The organism is uncultured Algibacter sp. (assembly GCF_963976535.1).
Classification (GTDB): domain Bacteria; phylum Bacteroidota; class Bacteroidia; order Flavobacteriales; family Flavobacteriaceae; genus Algibacter_B.
In genome coordinates this window covers 1-17,200 of the sequence record NZ_CAXBLF010000029.1, presented here as the reverse complement: position 1 = coordinate 17,200, position 17,200 = coordinate 1, and the positions used below count along the sequence as shown (strand labels likewise).

The window sequence follows — 17,200 nt, the reverse complement described above, 5'->3', positions numbered from 1 at the left end:
ACCTCACAGTCCCGACGCTTCGGGATAAAACCTGTGAGGTCTATAGTCATAATAGTTTCAAGTTGTTGCCTTTTAGTGCCTTGTGTGTTTTTATTCAATTTTTGTCTTATACTCAGGTGAATTAATTAAAAAACGAACTTATTAAATTCTTAATATCAAGTTGAATTTGAGATATTTTTATTGGTATAAGGGTTTTCTTTTTGAAATATATTGAAAAAATTAAATAATAGGCCATATTTCTATTTCAATGGTTAAATTTGGTATTCTTAAAGGATAATTTAACGCATATTGATTGATGAGAAAACTCAACGAATTTATTTGGGAAACACATGGTATTCATGCCGGTACTGAGCAAGATCATGTAAAACATGGTATTAATAAGCTAGAAGATATAGTTGATAAGGCTATTGAAGCAGGCAACCCAAGTATTACGTTTATAATACATTCACCTCGATTAACAAACTTTCGCTATACCGCTGAAAGAGAAACTAATGTGAAGTTTATTCGTGGAAATAAATCGTATTTAAATTATCCAAAACGTATTGCTAATCTTCGTGAAAAGTATGAAGGACAAATCAATATCAAATACGGGGTTGAATTAGAATGGATGGGACCTGATTTAGGTTTGCAATGGAGTAGATCAAAGATTTTTCAAGCTGAAGATGCTGATTATGTGATTGGTTCTGTGCATTTTGCACCCGAAGGCTTACCTTATGATGGTTCCAAAGAAGAAGCTCTTGAATTGCTGAAGTTGAGAGGTAGTTTGGAAGCCTATTGGAATGGTTATTTCAATGAAATGATCCAAATGATTGAATGTTTTGGTGATATGATTCAAATTATAGGACATATTGATTTACCAAAATTAAATGTTGATATGCCTGAAGCTTTGGTGAATTTTGAGACAAGTTCACACCCATTAGCCAATAAATTTAGAACGCTTTTAGAACTTATAGCCGATAGAAACCTGTCGTTAGACGTGAATATGGCTGGTAAGTTTAAAGGTGTTGGCGTCTATCCAGTGCAAAGTATCTTGCGACGAGCAAACGAACTTGAAATCCCAGTTTGTGTAGGTACAGATACACATCATGTGCGTTACTACGGACTAAATTACAAGGAAAGCTTAGAATATATTCAAGAAGCTGGTTACGAGAGTTATGTAAGTTACTCAAAGTTAATTCCAGAGAATCGTACCATTTATGATGACCACGATTTAAAAGTGAAATACACTGTTTTAAATAAGGGAATCGAATTGTTAAATCAAAGATTGGATACTAATCAAAGACGAATAATTCCTGATTATTCTTTTGGAGGTTCTTTTTCTGAATTTGTGGATATATATAGAAGCGCTACGGGTATGGGTGATTATAATGCCATTCGAATTCGTAAATGGGGTAAATCAATAACGGTAACAAATGAAATTCCTAAAAATAGCCAAAGAGTGGTTAATGGTTTGTTTTCTGAACATTTAGACGAACCAGGAGTGATTTCGTCATTATTTAACACTTTGGCTTCTGAAGGCATTAATGTGGAAACGGCACGTTTAAAATCGAATAATGATGGTACTGCTGTTGCATTTTTATCTATTGATAATAAAAATGGAAAAGTGCAAAGTGCAATAGATTTTATTAACGGTACTGATACTGGTCTTTTTAAAGATTTAACGTACCAAGAAAATGCTATTTTACCAAATTACTATAGCAAAGGCGTGTATTTACTTGAAGTGGATGGTGTTGGCTTAAACTTAGCTTTAAGTGATAAAGTTATTTTAACGAAGCATCATAATGCACCTGGAGTATTGCTCATATTGTTATCTGCGCTGGGTTCAAAGCACATCAATATCAAAGATTTGCGTCTAGGTAAAATAAATGATGTTGGATATTCAGCTTTAGCCATTGATGGCGATAGTAATGTGATTAGAAATCTGTTATCGAAACTTGGTAATCAATATTATGAAGCTAATTTGATTGAGTTTCATAGTTTCTAATTGATTCTTTTTTTTATTTTTGGATTAATCTTTGATACCTTAATAGCATGAATCGTTTCCTTTTTATTTTGTGCTTCACTGTTGGGTTTTTACATGCGCAACAAACTGAATATGTTGATTTTAAAACAGCTAAAGCCGATATTGTATTTGGTAATCTAAGCAAAAAGGAAGTCTCTGGAATTGTTACTTATAAATTTCAAATTCTAAAAGATGTGGATTCTATTTTTGTTGACGCCTATAGTTTTGAGAAAATTGAATATATCCTAGATGGAAAGATTAACGGTAATCAATATAACGGTAAACAACTTATTATAAAGTATTCTTTTAAAGCTAATACTAACCATAAAATAGATATTGTCTGGAAAACAAACCCTAGAAAAGCGATGTATTTTATAGGTTGGGATTCTGAGGATTATGTCGCTTCGAGTGATTCCGATAAAAATCGGAATAGTATCGAGAAGAAGCAAATCTGGACACAAGGTCAAGGAAAATATACAAGCAACTGGTTACCGTCGATCGACAACATGAATGATAAAATTGAGTTTGATTTATCAATCACGTTCGATAAAAACTACGAGGTTATTACTAATGGAAAATTAATAAAGATTGAAGATTATTTTGGTAAAACAAAATGGTATTACGATATGCAACAACCCATGTCTAGTTATCTTGTGGCTTTAGCCATTGGTAAATACAACAAAAAAGTAGCGTATTCAAAAAGCGGTATTCCTTTAGAAATGTATTATTATCCTGAGGACACTGCAAAAGTTGAACCTACTTACCGCTACACCAAACAAATATTTGATTTTTTAGAAGAAGAATTAAGCGTTCCTTATCCATGGCAAAACTATAAACAAGTGCCCGTAAAAGATTTTCTTTATGCAGGTATGGAAAATACAAGCACTACTATTTTTGCTGATAGTTTTGTAATCGATTCTATTGCATTTGTTGATAAAAACTATGTAAACGTTAATGCACATGAATTGGCGCATCAATGGTTTGGAGATTTGGTTACTGAAACTTCAGGAACACACCATTGGCTGCAAGAAGGTTTTGCTACGTATTATGCATTATTAGCTGAACGCGATATTTTTGGAGATGATTATTACTATTGGAGATTGTATGAATACGCTCAAGATTTATTAGAGCAAGATGAAGCTGGTGGAAGTACATCACTTTTAGATTCAAAATCTAGTAGTACCACATTTTATAAAAAAGGCGCTTGGGTGTTGCTTATGCTGCGAGAAAGAGTAGGTGATGCCGCGTTCAAAAAAGGTGTTAAAAACTATTTAGAAAAAAATCAATTTAAGAATGTTGAAACTGTTGATTTTATTAGTGAAGTTGAAAAGGTAAGTGGAGCGGATTTGAGTGCGTTCGTTAATACTTGGCTAAAAGAAAAAAAATTACCTATTAAAGAAATACATTCAGTACTAGAAAAAAATGATAATACTTCTTTTTTAATCACAATTAAGGATACGCCTTATTTAAGTTATAGAACAGATGATAATAATGAATATATTCCTTCTAGTTTAGTACATGAATTGCCTAATGGCTATTATCCTATTAAAAAAGCTGTTTTAGAAGAGTTAATACATAAACCAAATTATCCGACTTATAAAAGTTTGTTGCTTGATGGGTTTCAATCAAAAGACATTAAAGTCCGTCAAGCCATTGCTCAAAATCTAACCGAAATTCCATCAGAATTAAAAACAGAATACGAAACACTTTTAGACGACAAATCATACATAACTATTGAAACGGCTTTATTCAATTTGTGGAAAAATTTTCCGCAAGAGCGAGATACATATTTAAATAAAACAAAAGACATTCAAGGGTTTAGCGATAAAAACATTAGGATTTTATGGTTAGCATTAACGTTAATTTCACCTGATTTCGAAGATAAAAACATTCGAAACGCTTATAATGAATTAACAGATTACACAAGTTCGAAATATGGTTTTGAGATTCGTCAAAGGGCATTTCAATATTTAAATCAAATACAAGCTTGTAATGATGTATGTAAGAAGAATCTTGAACAAGCAACAAAGCATCATAATTGGAGGTTTTCAAAATTTTCAAAGGAAATGCTTAAATCTATGCAATAAGCCAAAATGTTTTTGTGATTTGAGGATTATTTTCGGCGTTCCAAATTTGCCGGATTCTTACAAATTAAACAACCTGCTAAATAAGTGATGGAAAGTTCGTAAACCCCATCGGTTCTTCCAATATCTGTGGTGTTTATATCATAAGAAAATCCAAAACGTAGTTGTTCGAACTCTAATCCTACAAAAGCATTTATGGAGGTTAATAAATGGCTATTAGAATTGTTTTTTGAAGGATTAGTAACAGCTGTAGCACCCAACATGAGTTTTTCTAGTTTTATTATTGTACTAATATCGAGTCTGTTATATTCGCCTTGTTGCATATAATTGGCAGAAATAAGCATGTCGTTATAATCGAAATAAGGAAACTTATAGTTGGCATGTAATGAATAAAAAATATCCAAAGGCACATTGCCGTTTTCAACAAATGAAATATTGGGTTTATTTAAATGTTTTATTGAGGCACCTAGCCACAAATCTGTATCGTTACTAGTGTTTTTTTTATCGAAAACAAACCCTGTAGTAAAATCAACAAAACTTATATTTCGGTTGGCATTTATAGCAAAAGGGTCAGATGATGTTGGGGTTATTGTTCCAGAATTAATATTAATTTGATCGGATAACACAAGGTTTCCGAAGTTAAATGATTTTGTTCCAAAACCAACTTCAATGGCTGGTCTAAAAAACCAATCATTGGCTAATTTAACATGATAAGCGAAATTAATATTTCCTTGAATATGATTGTATTTTGTGTTGCTTTCTTGCTGATTCAAAATACTAAATCCTATGCCACCAACATCTTCTATCCAAGAGTTAAAGAAAACATATTCAGTATCTACTCTTAAATCTAAACTAGGCCATTGTGTTCTGTGTATTAAACCAAAATAGGAGGCATCTTCAAAACCAGAAAACCCGGGGTTTAAAGCTTCAGGGACTAAAAAATATTGCGAAAAAACGGGGTCTTGCGCCTGTACTTGAAACGGTAAGCAGCACAAAATTATAATTATAGATAGTCTTATTTTCATTTTGTTACTTGCTTATTTAATGGATACAAAGGCACCTTTTTCAGTAATGGTTTTGCCATAAAATGTTTTTGCTGAAAGGGTAAAATAATAATTACCATTTTCGGCTTCAGCATCATTTATTTTTCCATTCCATCCTTTTATGCTATCGCCTTTTTCGGAATAAATTAAACTTCCCCAAGTGTCGTAAACGTTGAATTCAATAGCATTAAGCGCAATGGATTCTGGTACAAAATAGGCATTCATTGTATCGCCGTTTGGAGTAAACGCATTTGGCATTATTAAGCTATATCCTTTTTCAACTACTAGAGTTATTTGTTTTGTGTAAACACATCCAAATGGGTAGGTAACGGTTTGAATTACGGAATATGTGCCTTCATTGATATAGATGTGCGTAGGGTTTTCTTCGGAAGAAAAATTGCCATCACCAAAATTCCAAGACACAGAAACATAATCTCCTGTTGATGTGTTTGTAAATTCAATAGGGTCTTCAATAGAATAAAATCCGAAAGTGCTATTGGCACTCGAAGTCACCGTGAAATCTGCATCGCCTAAACTAGGGATTTCTACATTATATGAAAAACTTGTAGTACAGTCTAAACTATCATTAACATCGATGATGACTAAACCATCTTGTGATGTATTCATTATTTCACCATTTGCACCACTAACGGTTCCGCTAGACCAGTTAATATTGTATGGAGGAACGCCACCAATAACTTGCGCTACAAAAGATTGATTTACAGTTCTTGTTTCACAATCAACATCGGTAACAGTATCTACATTTATTTCAAGTGCGTCAAATCTGTTAATAATCCAATCTCCCGAAATTGTGCAATTATTAGCATCAGTTATTTCTACTGAATAATTTCCTGGTGGGATGTTATTTAAATCTTCGGTAGTTGTTCCGTTAGACCATGAGTAACTTAATGGAAGTGTACCTCCAGTAACAATTAAATTTATAGCACCACTATTTGTGTTATCACAATCTAAAGCATCGGTTGTATTTGCAGAAAGTGATAAGGCATTAGGTTCTGTAATTGTAAAGGTTTCTGATATAACACATGGTTTACCATCCGTTATAGTTACGGTGTACGTTCCTGGGCCTATATTATTACGCTCAACACCAGCAGAAGGATCATCATTCCAAACTAAAGTAACTGGGTCAATACCGCCTACTAAATTTAAAATAATACGCCCATCATCTTCTCCAAAACAGGATACATTATTAACTTGAGGGTTTACAGTGAAAATAGGTGGTTCTGTTATGGTAACGGTAACAGATTTTACACAATTCGTGTTATCAGTTACAGTTATAGTATAATCTCCAGATGATAAATTAGTTTGAGATGTGCCTGAACCTAAATTACTCCAAGTAATGGTATAAGGTGAATTGCCTCCAGATATATTGTTAATGATAATAGATGCATCATTATCGCCGTAGCATTCAATTTCTGTAGCTATATAGTCAATAATAATTTCATCTGTTTGAATTAAAATCACCTCTAAGGTGTCTGTGCAATTCGATTTGTCAGTTACAGTTACGTTATAGATTCCAGCTATTAATCCAGTTAAATTTTGAAGATTACTTGTAAAGCCATTTGGCCCTATCCATGAATAAGTATAATCAAAAACACCAGCACTGATTTCAATAGGTCTGCCACCAACGGTATTGATATTAATTTCGCCTGTGGCATTACCAAAACAAATAATATCTACTTGGTTTACTAAACTAACATCCAGCAAAGGAGGTTCAATAATTTGAAAACTTTGAACTATAGGCGTGCAATTATTTGCGTCTGTAACGGTAACTTCATAATCACCTGGGACTAGGTTAGATAAATCTTCGGAAGAACTAAAAGAAGCCCCATTAAGCGTCCAATTATAAGTATATGGAGTAGTTCCTCCAGAAATATTAATTCCAATACTACCATCGTCTGCACCAAAACATGACATTGTTTCAGGGTCGAAATCAATTGAACTAAAAATAAGTTCCTCTGGTTCTGTAATATTAAATGTGTTTGTGTACGGACAACCACCATCATCATTTATGGTTACATTATAATCACCAGGTTCTAAATTGAAAAGATCTTCATTGGTGTTGGCGTATCCGTTAGGTCCAGTCCAAGAAATTTGATAGGGATTTCCTGTTGTAAATGGTACGCCGCCAACTATAGAGATGTCCAAAGCACCTGCATTTGCCGAATAACAATTGCTATTAGTTTGATTTGTAGTGATACTTATTGATGGATTAACGGTAATTATAATTTCGAAAGTATTCCCAATGCATATTCCAGATGTTGGTGTAACCGTATAGGTAACTGTTGAAGGGTTGGTGGTGTTATTGGTTAATGTTTGACTGATGTTGTTTTGTGGTGTATTTTCATTTGAAGCACCAGTAATGGTTCCAGCAGGATTTGTTGTTGGTGTAGTCCAAGTATATGTTGTTCCAGTTGGAGCAATATCTCCACCAGTATTATCTGGTGTTATGGTGAAAGCGTTACCGCTACAAATAATATCAGATTTGTCACTAATATTAGGTGTTTGATTTATAGTAATTTCTGCAATGTTAGATGTAATTTCGGTACATCCGCCAGAAGAAAACGTAATTATAGTATAATAATATACAGTGCCAATGCTTCCCGCAGGAGGACTAAAAACAGAGTTGGTTTCTCCTGTGATTGCGGTGCCAGTAGTAGTATCATTTACGATATTAGAATACCATTGATATGTTGGTGTGCCAACACCATTAGCATAAGCAACTGAAAGCGAATTTAAAGCATCACCTAAACAATAGGTGTTTGATATTGGTTGCGTTGTGAAATTTGGAGCAGGATTTACAATAACTTCAGAAGTATTGCTTACTACGCTACAAGCAATACCTGGTTGTGATACAACAACATAATAGTAAATGGTGCCAACCGTAGCTGTTGGTGGTGTATAAGTTAGATTAGTTGCTCCAGTGATAAGTGTTCCTCCAGTATTAGAATTTGTTGTATTAATATACCATTGATAGGTGTATGTTGTGCCTAAACCACCTGAGGCCGTTACTTCTAAATCTTGAGGTGTAATACCTTGGCAAAGCGTTTGAGATATTAAAGGTTGTACGGTTATAATGGGGTCATCAATCACAATAACTTCGGCTACTTCACTAATAATATCGCTACACCCACTTCCAGTTAATGAAATAATAACATAGTAATAATAATTCCCAGTGGCCGTAAATGTAGGTGGTGTGTAATCTGAATTTGTAGCGCCAGGAATTAGTACGCCCCCTGTATTTGAGTTTGTTGTATTGATGTACCATTGATATGAAATTGTACCCGCACCTCCAGAATGACTAACCGATAAAGGATTTTGAATTTCTCCACCAACACAAATACTTTGAGTGGCTAACGGATTTGTATCTATTTGAATACCGTCTACAATTTCTATTCTTGCTGTGCCGGAAGTAATTTCGTTACAACCAGCGCCTGATGGAAATGAAACCACGCAATAATAATAAATGACTGCAACAGGGTTATTGGGTGGCGTATAGGTTGCATTTGTTTCACTTGCAATAGCGGTACCTGTAGTGTTATCATTAACAGTATTACGATACCATTGATACGTTGGTGTTCCAGGACCATTTACCGATATTGATAAGGTAGAAATAGGCCCATTTAAACAAATGGTTTCAGGTATGGGCTGACTCGTAAATTCTGGGGCTGGATCTATAGTAATAGTGAAATTTACTGGTGTACCATCACAACCACCGATAGAAGGAGTTACTGTATAGGTAACATTTTCAGAGGTCGTATTTGAATTAAAAATAGTTTGTATGGGAATGGTATTGGTGTTCCCTGAAGCAATAAAACCTGTAATTCCAGCAGGAGCTGTAGTAGTCCATATAAATGTTGTGCTAGTAATATCAGAAGTTAAAACAATTTCAGTTGTATCTGTTCCCGAGCAAATGGTCTGTGTTAAATTCGTATTTGTAATTGTTGGAATTGGATTAACATTGAAATCTTCCGTATCCGTTGTTGTTCCACAGCTATTTGTTACGCTTAAAGAAACTTGATAGTTTCCAGGCGTTGAATATACTATGATTCCTGGGCTTAAAGTATTTGCTGTTGCAGGCGTTCCTCCAGGAAAACTCCAACTATATGTAACAGTTTCAGAGCTTGGAGCACAAGCATCAACATTGGCTATTGGAGTGATAGATGCTGAACCACAAGAATCACTAATAGAATTAATTGCAATAGTTGGAGGTCTTTTTACTTCAATCGTTTCGGAAACACTATCTGTTCCGCAAGAGTTTGTTGTCGTTAAAGTTAGAGTATATGTGCCAGCAGTAATAAAGTTAAAAGAAGGAGCTGCTGAGTTTTCGTCTGTTCCGTTAGTAAAACTCCATTGTTCGGGAGCAGTTCCGCAGAATCCAGAAGCGTAAGTGACTTCCCAAAGGTAAGTTTCACCGCCGCAACTGTCGCTTAAATCGGTGGTATTTGTGGTTTGTGTAGCAAGTGGTGAGCATCCGTTATTAGTGTTCAATGTAAATGCCGCCATTAAAGCGGGTTCTACGCATATAGTTTTGGTAACTGTGTTGGTAACTCCACAAGAGTTTTCACCATATAAAGAAATAGTATAAGTTCCAGGCGCAGAATAGGCATGACTTGGGTCTCTTAAAGTTGAAGTTGTGCCATCTCCAAAATCCCAATTATACCCATCATTAACACTGCAATTATTACTGTAACCATCTATAGATGTGTTGTTAAATTGAACTAAATTACCCACACAACTTATCGGAGGGTCTTCAAAATCAATCTCGGGTTTTCTCAAAATAATTATGGGTCCTGCAGTTAAATTGGTTTGTCCGCATGACGTTGTGATGAATAAAACAACAGTATAACTATTGGGACAACTCGTTTCAGTATAGGTATGTGGAATGGGATAATTTTGTGAATTTATAGGATCTGCTGCATTAAAATAGGTTGAGGCTTCTAATTGTGCTTGTGTATAATTCTCAACAGTGCCATCTCCAAAATCAACTGTGTAATTTGTGTCTGGAGGATTCGTTGCCCAAGAACCAATGGCAAATTCTAAAGGATTAACAGGGGTACATAAATTAACTGTATTCCCAGGGTTTACAATAGACCCCGTTGGATTACTAGAGTTTTTAATTAAGTAAGTAACGGTATTATCGCAATTGGTGCCTCTACCAGTAATTCTCATATTAAAAGACCCCAATTGGGTATAGGTATGAGTTGCGGGGAATGTTACGTTGGTCTCAAAAGCGCTTCCATCTCCCCAATCTACATCATAAGCGTTTATACATGCCGCTGAAACATTGCTAATACCAACATTTATAGTGTATGAAGGGTCTGTTGTATTGTTTCCACAATTATTAAATGGATCGAATTGACTGTCAGTATCTATAAATTCAAGCAATGGTTTTTGTTGAACTGAAACAGCTTTGGTTATAGAATTTGTGCATCCATTAGAATCGGTAACAGTTAGGGTAACATTAGCATTTTGAAACGCACAACCTAACAATGTAAAAATATGTGATGGGTTACTATTATTACTTGTTGTGCCGTCTCCAAAACTCCAACTGTAGTTAAACGGTCCATCTCCAGTTACATTAGGAGTAAAACTTACTGAGGTTCCAGAGCATGCTCCATCATTATCGAAAGTGAAGTCCACTGTAGGTGGCTCATTAACAACAACTGTTGCGGTGCCGTTTGCAGTTGATGCGCTATTAGTAACATCTTCAACAGAAATAAGTTGGTAAACAAAAGAGCCTACTGCATTTGTGCTAACATTTATATTTATAGAATTATTAGCCCCTGTTGTGCTTATAGTTTGATTTCCACCTCCATTTAGAGTGTATAAAAATACATAAGGCGCAGTTCCTCCAGATCCTGTAAACGTAATTTGTGGTTGTGCATCATTTTGACAAACCGATGTGCTTCCAGAAATAGTTGCAGACGGTGGAAGTTTGTATTTTTTAATTAACTTGGTTAATACAAAGTTATTTGTTGATGCGCTTTTTATTTTGAAATTATTTAGAGCAAAAACAGAAAAACTAAGTATAGATAATGACAGTACGATAAGAAAAAGTTTTTTTCTCATAAAAGGAAATTACGTTAATAGCTGACACTAAAATAAATATTCTTTTTAAAGCATCACTATTTGAAAGCACAATATATTGGTGTATTCTTTAAAATACACAATAATGGGGATGTAAAACGGCGCGTTTGTTTTAATATTTTAAGCTTTTCGTTAGTTCATTAATTGTTTAATTATATTTACAAATAAATACTTTAGATTGAAAGCATTAGTAATTTCAGGAGGCGGTAGTAAAGGCGCATTTGCCGGAGGGGTTGCGCAATATCTTATTGAAGATTTGAAACGACAATATCAATTGTTTATCGGCACTTCAACTGGGAGTTTGTTGGTGTCTCATTTGGCTCTTAATAAAATAGAAAAGATAAAATCGGTTTACACAAATGTAACAAACGATAGTATTTTTGATGTTTGTCCCTTTATAATCAAGAAAAAACACGGTACTCAAAACATTGGTATTAATCATTTAACTGTTGTTTTAAATTTTATTAGAGGGAGTAAAACTTTTGGAGAAAGTCATAGTTTAAGAACTTTAATTAAAGAAACATTGGGAGAAGACGAGTTTTTAGAATTAAAAAATTCGACTCTGGGCATTGTAGTAACAGTTTCTAATTTAACACTTAATAAAGTAGAATATAAAGCTTTAAAAGAATTTACGTACTTAGAATTTGTAGATTGGATTTGGGTGTCTTGCAATTACACGCCATTTATGAGTTTATTAAAAATAGATGGATGCGAGTATGCTGATGGCGGCATGGGAAATATGGTACCCATTGAAGAAGCTATTCGTCGTGGAGCAAAAGAAGTAGATGCCATTATTTTACAAACTGAAGTTACACAGCTAAATAGAATGCCTTCTAAAAACCCCTTTGCGTTAATCACCAATATGTTTGGATTCATGCTGGATAGGATAGAATCTCAAAACATCAGAATAGGTAAGTTTGTAGCAGCGCATAATGATGCTATTATTAATTTTTATTATGCCCCTACTGTTTTAACAACTAATTCACTAATATTTGATAAAGAAAAAATGACAGATTGGTGGCAAGGTGGTTATAATTTTGCTAAATTGAAAAATAAAGAACTTAGTCAATTAGAAAATTAAAAATGAAAGCATTAGTAATTTCAGGAGGAGGCAGTAAAGGCGCTTATGCAGGCGGTGTTGCAGAGTATTTAATTAATGAAGAAGGTAGAGATTACGACATCTTTTTAGGGACTTCCACTGGGAGTTTACTAATACCTCATTTAGCGGCAGGTAAGATTGATAAAATCCATAAAGTATTTACTAATGTTAATCAGGCTAATATATTTAGCGTCAATCCGTTTGTGGTTCGTAAAAAAGGAAATAGAGAGTTTGTGTCTATTGATTTTTTAAACTCAATGTGGCAGTTTATAAAAATGAAACGAACATTTGGTGAGAGTAAAGCTTTGCGTCGATACTTGAAAAAACATTTTACTTATGAGGAATATCAATCCTTAAGACAAAATAAGGATGATGTGGTCGTTACTGTCTCCAATTTATCTAAAAATATTGTTGAGTATAAATCTATAACGGATTTTAGCTATGATGAATTTTGTGATTGGATCTGGATTTCTTGTAATTATATTCCATTTATGTCTTTAGTGAAGAAGAATGGGTTTGAATATGCCGATGGTGCTTTTGGTTGCGTTGTACCAATTCGTGAGGCCATTTTACGAGGTGCAACAGAAATTGATGCTATTATTCTAGAATCTGAAAGTATGGCTTATAATAAGGTGCTTGGTAAGAATCCTTTTTCTTTAATGCTAAACTTGTTTGGGCATCTTTTGGATCAGGTTGAACGCAGTGATATTTTAATAGGAAAGTTGGCAGCAAAAAACAAGGATGTAAAGCTTAATTTATATTATACACCTTCAAAACTTACTGAAAACTCTTTGGTTTTTAATAAAAAATTGATGACTTCTTGGTGGCAACAAGGGTATTTTTATGCAAAACAAAAGTGCGAGCAAGCACGATCTAATGAGTTGCGTATGGAGGAATTACCATAAATCTGAAACCTCTTCCTTAATAAATGAGAGTGCAGCATCACTTGGTGAACGGCGCTCCATCATTTCGGTTAAAACAACCTCTCTTAGCTTATTAGCTGTATCCGTTTTTTCTAGCATACTCGCTTTTCTAATCAATTGAATTGTCGCGTTTTTTGCCGTTGTTGCAATGCTCCAACATTTATCGCTAATATATATTTGTTGAGATAAATTATGTTCAAATTCTTGTTCTATGTTTTGTATAAGTAAAGTTTCGTAATCTTCTTTATTAGAGTTATTTGGGGTAATTCTAATTAATAATTTTGATGGCGATATGCGTTCTAAAAAAAGAGCCATACGTTCATAAGCTTGCAGGCGTAATGGCATCGCATTTACTTGCATGTCTTTTTTTAATAAAAAACGCCTACGACCATCTTCATTTTTGGTATGTTCTTTAAAAAAATAATAGGCAATAACTCCTGTAATTAACGAAGGAATTGCAAATAAAAATAAATCTATGATTCGGCTGGTTTCCATAAAAAGATAATTTATTACAAACATAAGCGGTTTGTGTTTATTGTACAAGGAATTATTAAATACAAGTGTAGAAGGTTTTTTAAAGTGATGACAAAAGGGTTATATCTTGTGTTTTGCAACTAAAAACTGTTGCTGCGAACAGTACGCAAGGGATAGCAGTGAAACATTTATGTTCATGAATTCATTAATATAAAATAGAAAGGCATGAATAAAAGCCCACAGCGAGTCCCGATGGTTATCGGGACGAGCGAGGACTTGTAACGGATAGCCCGACGCCAACCTTAGGAGGTGATGCGCCCAAAAAAATAAAAATAATAATGCCTTAAGTTGAACGCGTGTAAACGTCGTGTAAGATTGAAAAATTGTTACCTTTGCGACATGATAAAATTAGGTGAAATAAATACGCTAGAAATACTTCGAGAAACGGACCACGGTGCTTATTTGATTGATGATGAAGACAACCAGGTGTTATTACCAAACCGTTATGTACCTGAGTCTTTTAAAATTTGGGAGAAGCTTGATGTTTTTGTGTATTTAGATAATGAACAGCGCCCTGTTGCTACAACGGATATGCCATATATTAAGCGTGGTGAATTTGCTTTATTGCGTTGTAACCAAACAACGGATTTTGGTGCTTTTTTAGATTGGGGTTTAGTAAAAGAATTATTTTGCCCATTTAGTGAGCAAGCTTTTAAAATGAAAGTTGGCGGTTGGTATTTGGTGCATTGTTATTTGGATGAGAAGACTGATAGGCTAGTGGCATCAAGCAAAACCAACCGGTTTTTAGATAATACAGAGTTAACCGTTAGTGAATTTGATGAAGTTGATTTGATAGTGTCGCACCCATCTGATATTGGTATGAATGTGATTGTGAACAAAACGCACTTGGGCTTAATCTATAAAGACAGTATTTTTAAGGATTTAAGTATTGGTGATAAACTTAAAGGGATTGTTAAAAAAGTGCGACCAGGTAATAAACTTGATATTGCTTTAGGGCAAATTGGTTTTAGAAATATAGAGCCTAATGCAGACCAGATTATGCAAGAACTTCAAGATAATGATGGGTATATAAATTTAACGGATAAATCGAGTCCTGAGGCTATTAAAGTGGCTTTGCAAATGAGCAAGAAAAATTTTAAGAAAGCGGTTGGAACCTTGTATAGACAGCGTTTGATAGAAATTAAGCCTGATGGTATTTATCTAACTCAAGAAGAATAGTCCGCTGCTTCGTACTTTGTTATATACCTCGTTGATGGCTTCGTCAATATTTGCATAGTCTATATTATCAGCAGCACAAAAATCGTTTTCCATTTCTGCATTCATTTTGCCAGCAAGATCATGACCAACCACGCCATAAGCGTATAGATTTTTGGCTCTTTCTTTGAATGTAGGCGTATCTAAAAGATTTACGGAATAAGAATTAATTCTGTTAGCAATTACGCCATAGGGTTGAGATTCTCCAAAATATGATTCAAGTTCATCTATAATAAATGAAGCGTTATTACTATCAAAATGCACGCCTTCATTAAGTTCTACAACCGCAACATGATTGAAAAAAAAGATACTACCTATTTGGTTTTGTGCGAACTTTAAAATTTGAGCTGAGAAATCTGATTCTATTATTTTCATTTTGTTGCAAATCTATTATTGGGTTTGTTAATGTTATAAATGGTTTGTGTAACTTACTGAAATTGTGACACATAAAGCATTTATAGGTCACAGAGCTTCTTAAAAATAACGACTATAATATGTTTGTAAAGATACTATGCCTGCATAATATAATGACGTTAAATATTTGTAAATCAGATTTTTATGAAATATTCGTTTAAAGCAAAATAAAACTAAAAAATAGTTGAGTTTTATAAGTGTGTAATATGGAATAATTAGATTTTAAGATATTTTGTTGCTTAATATTAAATGATATGTAACATTGAAATTTTAACATTTACCAAATTCCTAGTTTAAGAGAAGTCGTTTTTAAGGATTAGTTAAAATGTTTTGTAATAAAAGATGTGTTGTATAGCATTTCAAATTTAGTATTTTTGCCGCATGATAAATCAAGATACCATTGTAGCTTTAGCAACACCATCTGGAGCTGGTGCTATTGCTGTGATTAGACTATCAGGAAAGGATACTATAAACGTTGCAGATTCGTGTTTTCAATCTGTTAAATCTAAAAAGACCCTTAGCAACCAAAAAACACATACCATTCATTTGGGGCATATTATTGATGGAGAACGCACTATAGATGAAGTTCTGGTATCTGTTTTTAAAAACCCTAATTCATACACTGGCGAGGACGTTGTGGAGGTGTCATGTCATGGTTCTAATTATATTCAGCAAGAAATTATTCAATTATTCATAAGGAAAGGGTGTAGAATGGCTACTGCTGGAGAATTTACACTTCGTGCTTTTTTAAATGCGAAGCTAGATTTATCTCAAGCCGAAGCGGTTGCAGATTTAATTTCTAGTGACAATGAAGCGGCTCATCAAATTGCGATGCAACAAATGCGTGGTGGGTTTTCTTCTGAAATAGCTAAACTTCGTGAGGAACTTTTAAATTTTGCTTCTTTGATAGAGCTAGAACTTGATTTTGCTGAAGAAGATGTTGAGTTTGCAGATAGAAGCCAATTTAAAGACTTGGTTGAGCGTATTCGTTTTGTTTTAAAACGCTTGATAGATTCTTTTGCGGTTGGTAATGTGATTAAAAATGGTATTCCGGTAGCGATCGTTGGTGAGCCAAATGTGGGGAAATCTACACTTTTAAATGCCTTGTTAAATGAAGAGCGCGCCATTGTTTCGGAAATTGCCGGAACGACTAGAGATACTATAGAAGATGAAATTTCGATAGGAGGGATAGGTTTTAGATTTATTGATACCGCAGGAATACGAGAAACTAAAGATGTGGTTGAAAGTATTGGTATTAAAAGAACTTTTGAAAAAATAGATCAAGCTCAAGTAGTTATTTATTTATTTGATGCGTCTGATTTTAAATCATCAAGTTCAACATTTAAGGTTGAAATAGAAAAGATAAAAAATAAGTATCCGCAGAAACCGCTTTTAATCATAGCCAATAAGATTGACAAACTTTCTGAAGCTGATAAATTAAAATTAGTTGTCACTTTGAGCGCAGTCGAAAGGTCTCACTTTATATCATTATCTGCAAAACATAAAATCGGCGTTGATACACTTCAAGAAAAACTACTCAGTTATGTGAATACTGGTGCACTAAGAAATAATGATACCATTGTTACTAACTCGCGTCATTATGATTCATTATTAAAGGCTTTTGAAGAAATTGATAAAGTAAAAGGAGGATTAGATTCTGGTTTGTCGGGCGATTTGTTGGCTATTGATATTCGACAAGCATTATATCATTTTGGAGAAATTACTGGTGAGATTACTAATGATGATTTATTGGGTAATATTTTTGCTAATTTTTGTAT

Annotated in this window: 10 protein-coding genes; 6 read left to right on the top strand and 4 right to left on the bottom strand. The window is 34.0% G+C overall.

Annotated features, from left to right (window positions below; translation table 11 throughout):
• Positions 1 to 295: 295 nt before the first annotated feature.
• The gene (locus AAC024_RS09480) at positions 296 to 1,984 is read left to right on the top strand and encodes a histidinol-phosphatase HisJ family protein (RefSeq protein WP_339895138.1); all 1,689 of its coding nucleotides are present in this window, start codon (positions 296 to 298) and stop codon (positions 1,982 to 1,984) included.
• Positions 1,985 to 2,031: 47 nt separating this feature from the next.
• Complete coding sequence (locus AAC024_RS09475; RefSeq protein ID WP_339895136.1) at positions 2,032 to 4,089, top strand: M1 family metallopeptidase; 2,058 nt, start codon at positions 2,032 to 2,034, stop codon at positions 4,087 to 4,089.
• Positions 4,090 to 4,115: 26 nt separating this feature from the next.
• On the opposite strand, the gene AAC024_RS09470 is transcribed toward AAC024_RS09475, so the two are convergent.
• Both AAC024_RS09470 and AAC024_RS09465 read right to left on the bottom strand, forming a co-directional pair.
• A complete protein-coding gene (locus tag AAC024_RS09470) occupies positions 4,116 to 5,111 on the bottom strand; it encodes a PorP/SprF family type IX secretion system membrane protein (protein ID WP_339895134.1) in 996 nt (331 codons plus the stop codon).
• Positions 5,112 to 5,123: 12 nt separating this feature from the next.
• Entirely contained in the window at positions 5,124 to 11,219 is a 6,096-nt protein-coding gene (locus AAC024_RS09465) for a PKD domain-containing protein (protein ID WP_339895132.1), read from the bottom strand.
• 196 nt (positions 11,220 to 11,415) lie between these two features.
• On the opposite strand from AAC024_RS09465, the gene AAC024_RS09460 reads away from it, so the two are divergent.
• Positions 11,416 to 12,318 carry a patatin-like phospholipase family protein gene (locus tag AAC024_RS09460; protein ID WP_339895130.1) on the top strand — a complete coding sequence of 301 codons (903 nt, stop codon included), beginning with the start codon at positions 11,416 to 11,418 and terminating at the stop codon, positions 12,316 to 12,318.
• A 2-nt stretch (positions 12,319 to 12,320) separates the two neighbouring features.
• Positions 12,321 to 13,241 carry a patatin-like phospholipase family protein gene (locus AAC024_RS09455; RefSeq protein WP_339895128.1) on the top strand — a complete coding sequence of 307 codons (921 nt, stop codon included), beginning with the start codon at positions 12,321 to 12,323 and terminating at the stop codon, positions 13,239 to 13,241.
• Here AAC024_RS09455 and AAC024_RS09450 read toward each other — a convergent pair.
• On the bottom strand, positions 13,233 to 13,754 hold the full coding sequence (locus AAC024_RS09450; protein WP_339895159.1) for a hypothetical protein: 522 nt from the start codon (positions 13,752 to 13,754) through the stop codon (positions 13,233 to 13,235). The genes AAC024_RS09455 and AAC024_RS09450 overlap by 9 nt on opposite strands.
• Positions 13,755 to 14,132: 378 nt before the next feature.
• Between AAC024_RS09450 and AAC024_RS09445 the strand changes: the two genes are divergently transcribed.
• Positions 14,133 to 14,972, top strand: a complete 840-nt coding sequence (locus tag AAC024_RS09445) for a S1-like domain-containing RNA-binding protein (protein ID WP_339895127.1) — start codon at positions 14,133 to 14,135, stop codon at positions 14,970 to 14,972.
• Here AAC024_RS09445 and AAC024_RS09440 read toward each other — a convergent pair.
• Positions 14,955 to 15,383 (bottom strand): hypothetical protein, encoded by a 429-nt coding sequence (locus tag AAC024_RS09440; RefSeq protein ID WP_339895126.1) that lies wholly within the window; start codon positions 15,381 to 15,383, stop codon positions 14,955 to 14,957. The two genes, AAC024_RS09445 and AAC024_RS09440, sit on opposite strands and share 18 nt — an antisense overlap.
• A gap of 420 nt (positions 15,384 to 15,803) precedes the next feature.
• Here AAC024_RS09440 and mnmE point away from each other — a divergent pair.
• The coding region (mnmE, locus tag AAC024_RS09435) for a tRNA uridine-5-carboxymethylaminomethyl(34) synthesis GTPase MnmE (RefSeq protein ID WP_339895124.1) at positions 15,804 to 17,200 on the top strand (1,397 nt) is incomplete at its 3' end.

Coding starts and splice junctions, on each gene's coding strand:
- AAC024_RS09480 (WP_339895138.1), top strand. CDS start 296: ATGAGAAAACTCAACGAATTTATTTGGGAAACACATGGTATTCATGCC.
- AAC024_RS09445 (WP_339895127.1), top strand. CDS start 14,133: ATGATAAAATTAGGTGAAATAAATACGCTAGAAATACTTCGAGAAACG.
- AAC024_RS09450 (WP_339895159.1), bottom strand. CDS start 13,754: ATGGAAACCAGCCGAATCATAGATTTATTTTTATTTGCAATTCCTTCG.
- AAC024_RS09475 (WP_339895136.1), top strand. CDS start 2,032: ATGAATCGTTTCCTTTTTATTTTGTGCTTCACTGTTGGGTTTTTACAT.
- AAC024_RS09465 (WP_339895132.1), bottom strand. CDS start 11,219: ATGAGAAAAAAACTTTTTCTTATCGTACTGTCATTATCTATACTTAGT.
- AAC024_RS09440 (WP_339895126.1), bottom strand. CDS start 15,383: ATGAAAATAATAGAATCAGATTTCTCAGCTCAAATTTTAAAGTTCGCA.
- AAC024_RS09455 (WP_339895128.1), top strand. CDS start 12,321: ATGAAAGCATTAGTAATTTCAGGAGGAGGCAGTAAAGGCGCTTATGCA.
- AAC024_RS09470 (WP_339895134.1), bottom strand. CDS start 5,111: ATGAAAATAAGACTATCTATAATTATAATTTTGTGCTGCTTACCGTTT.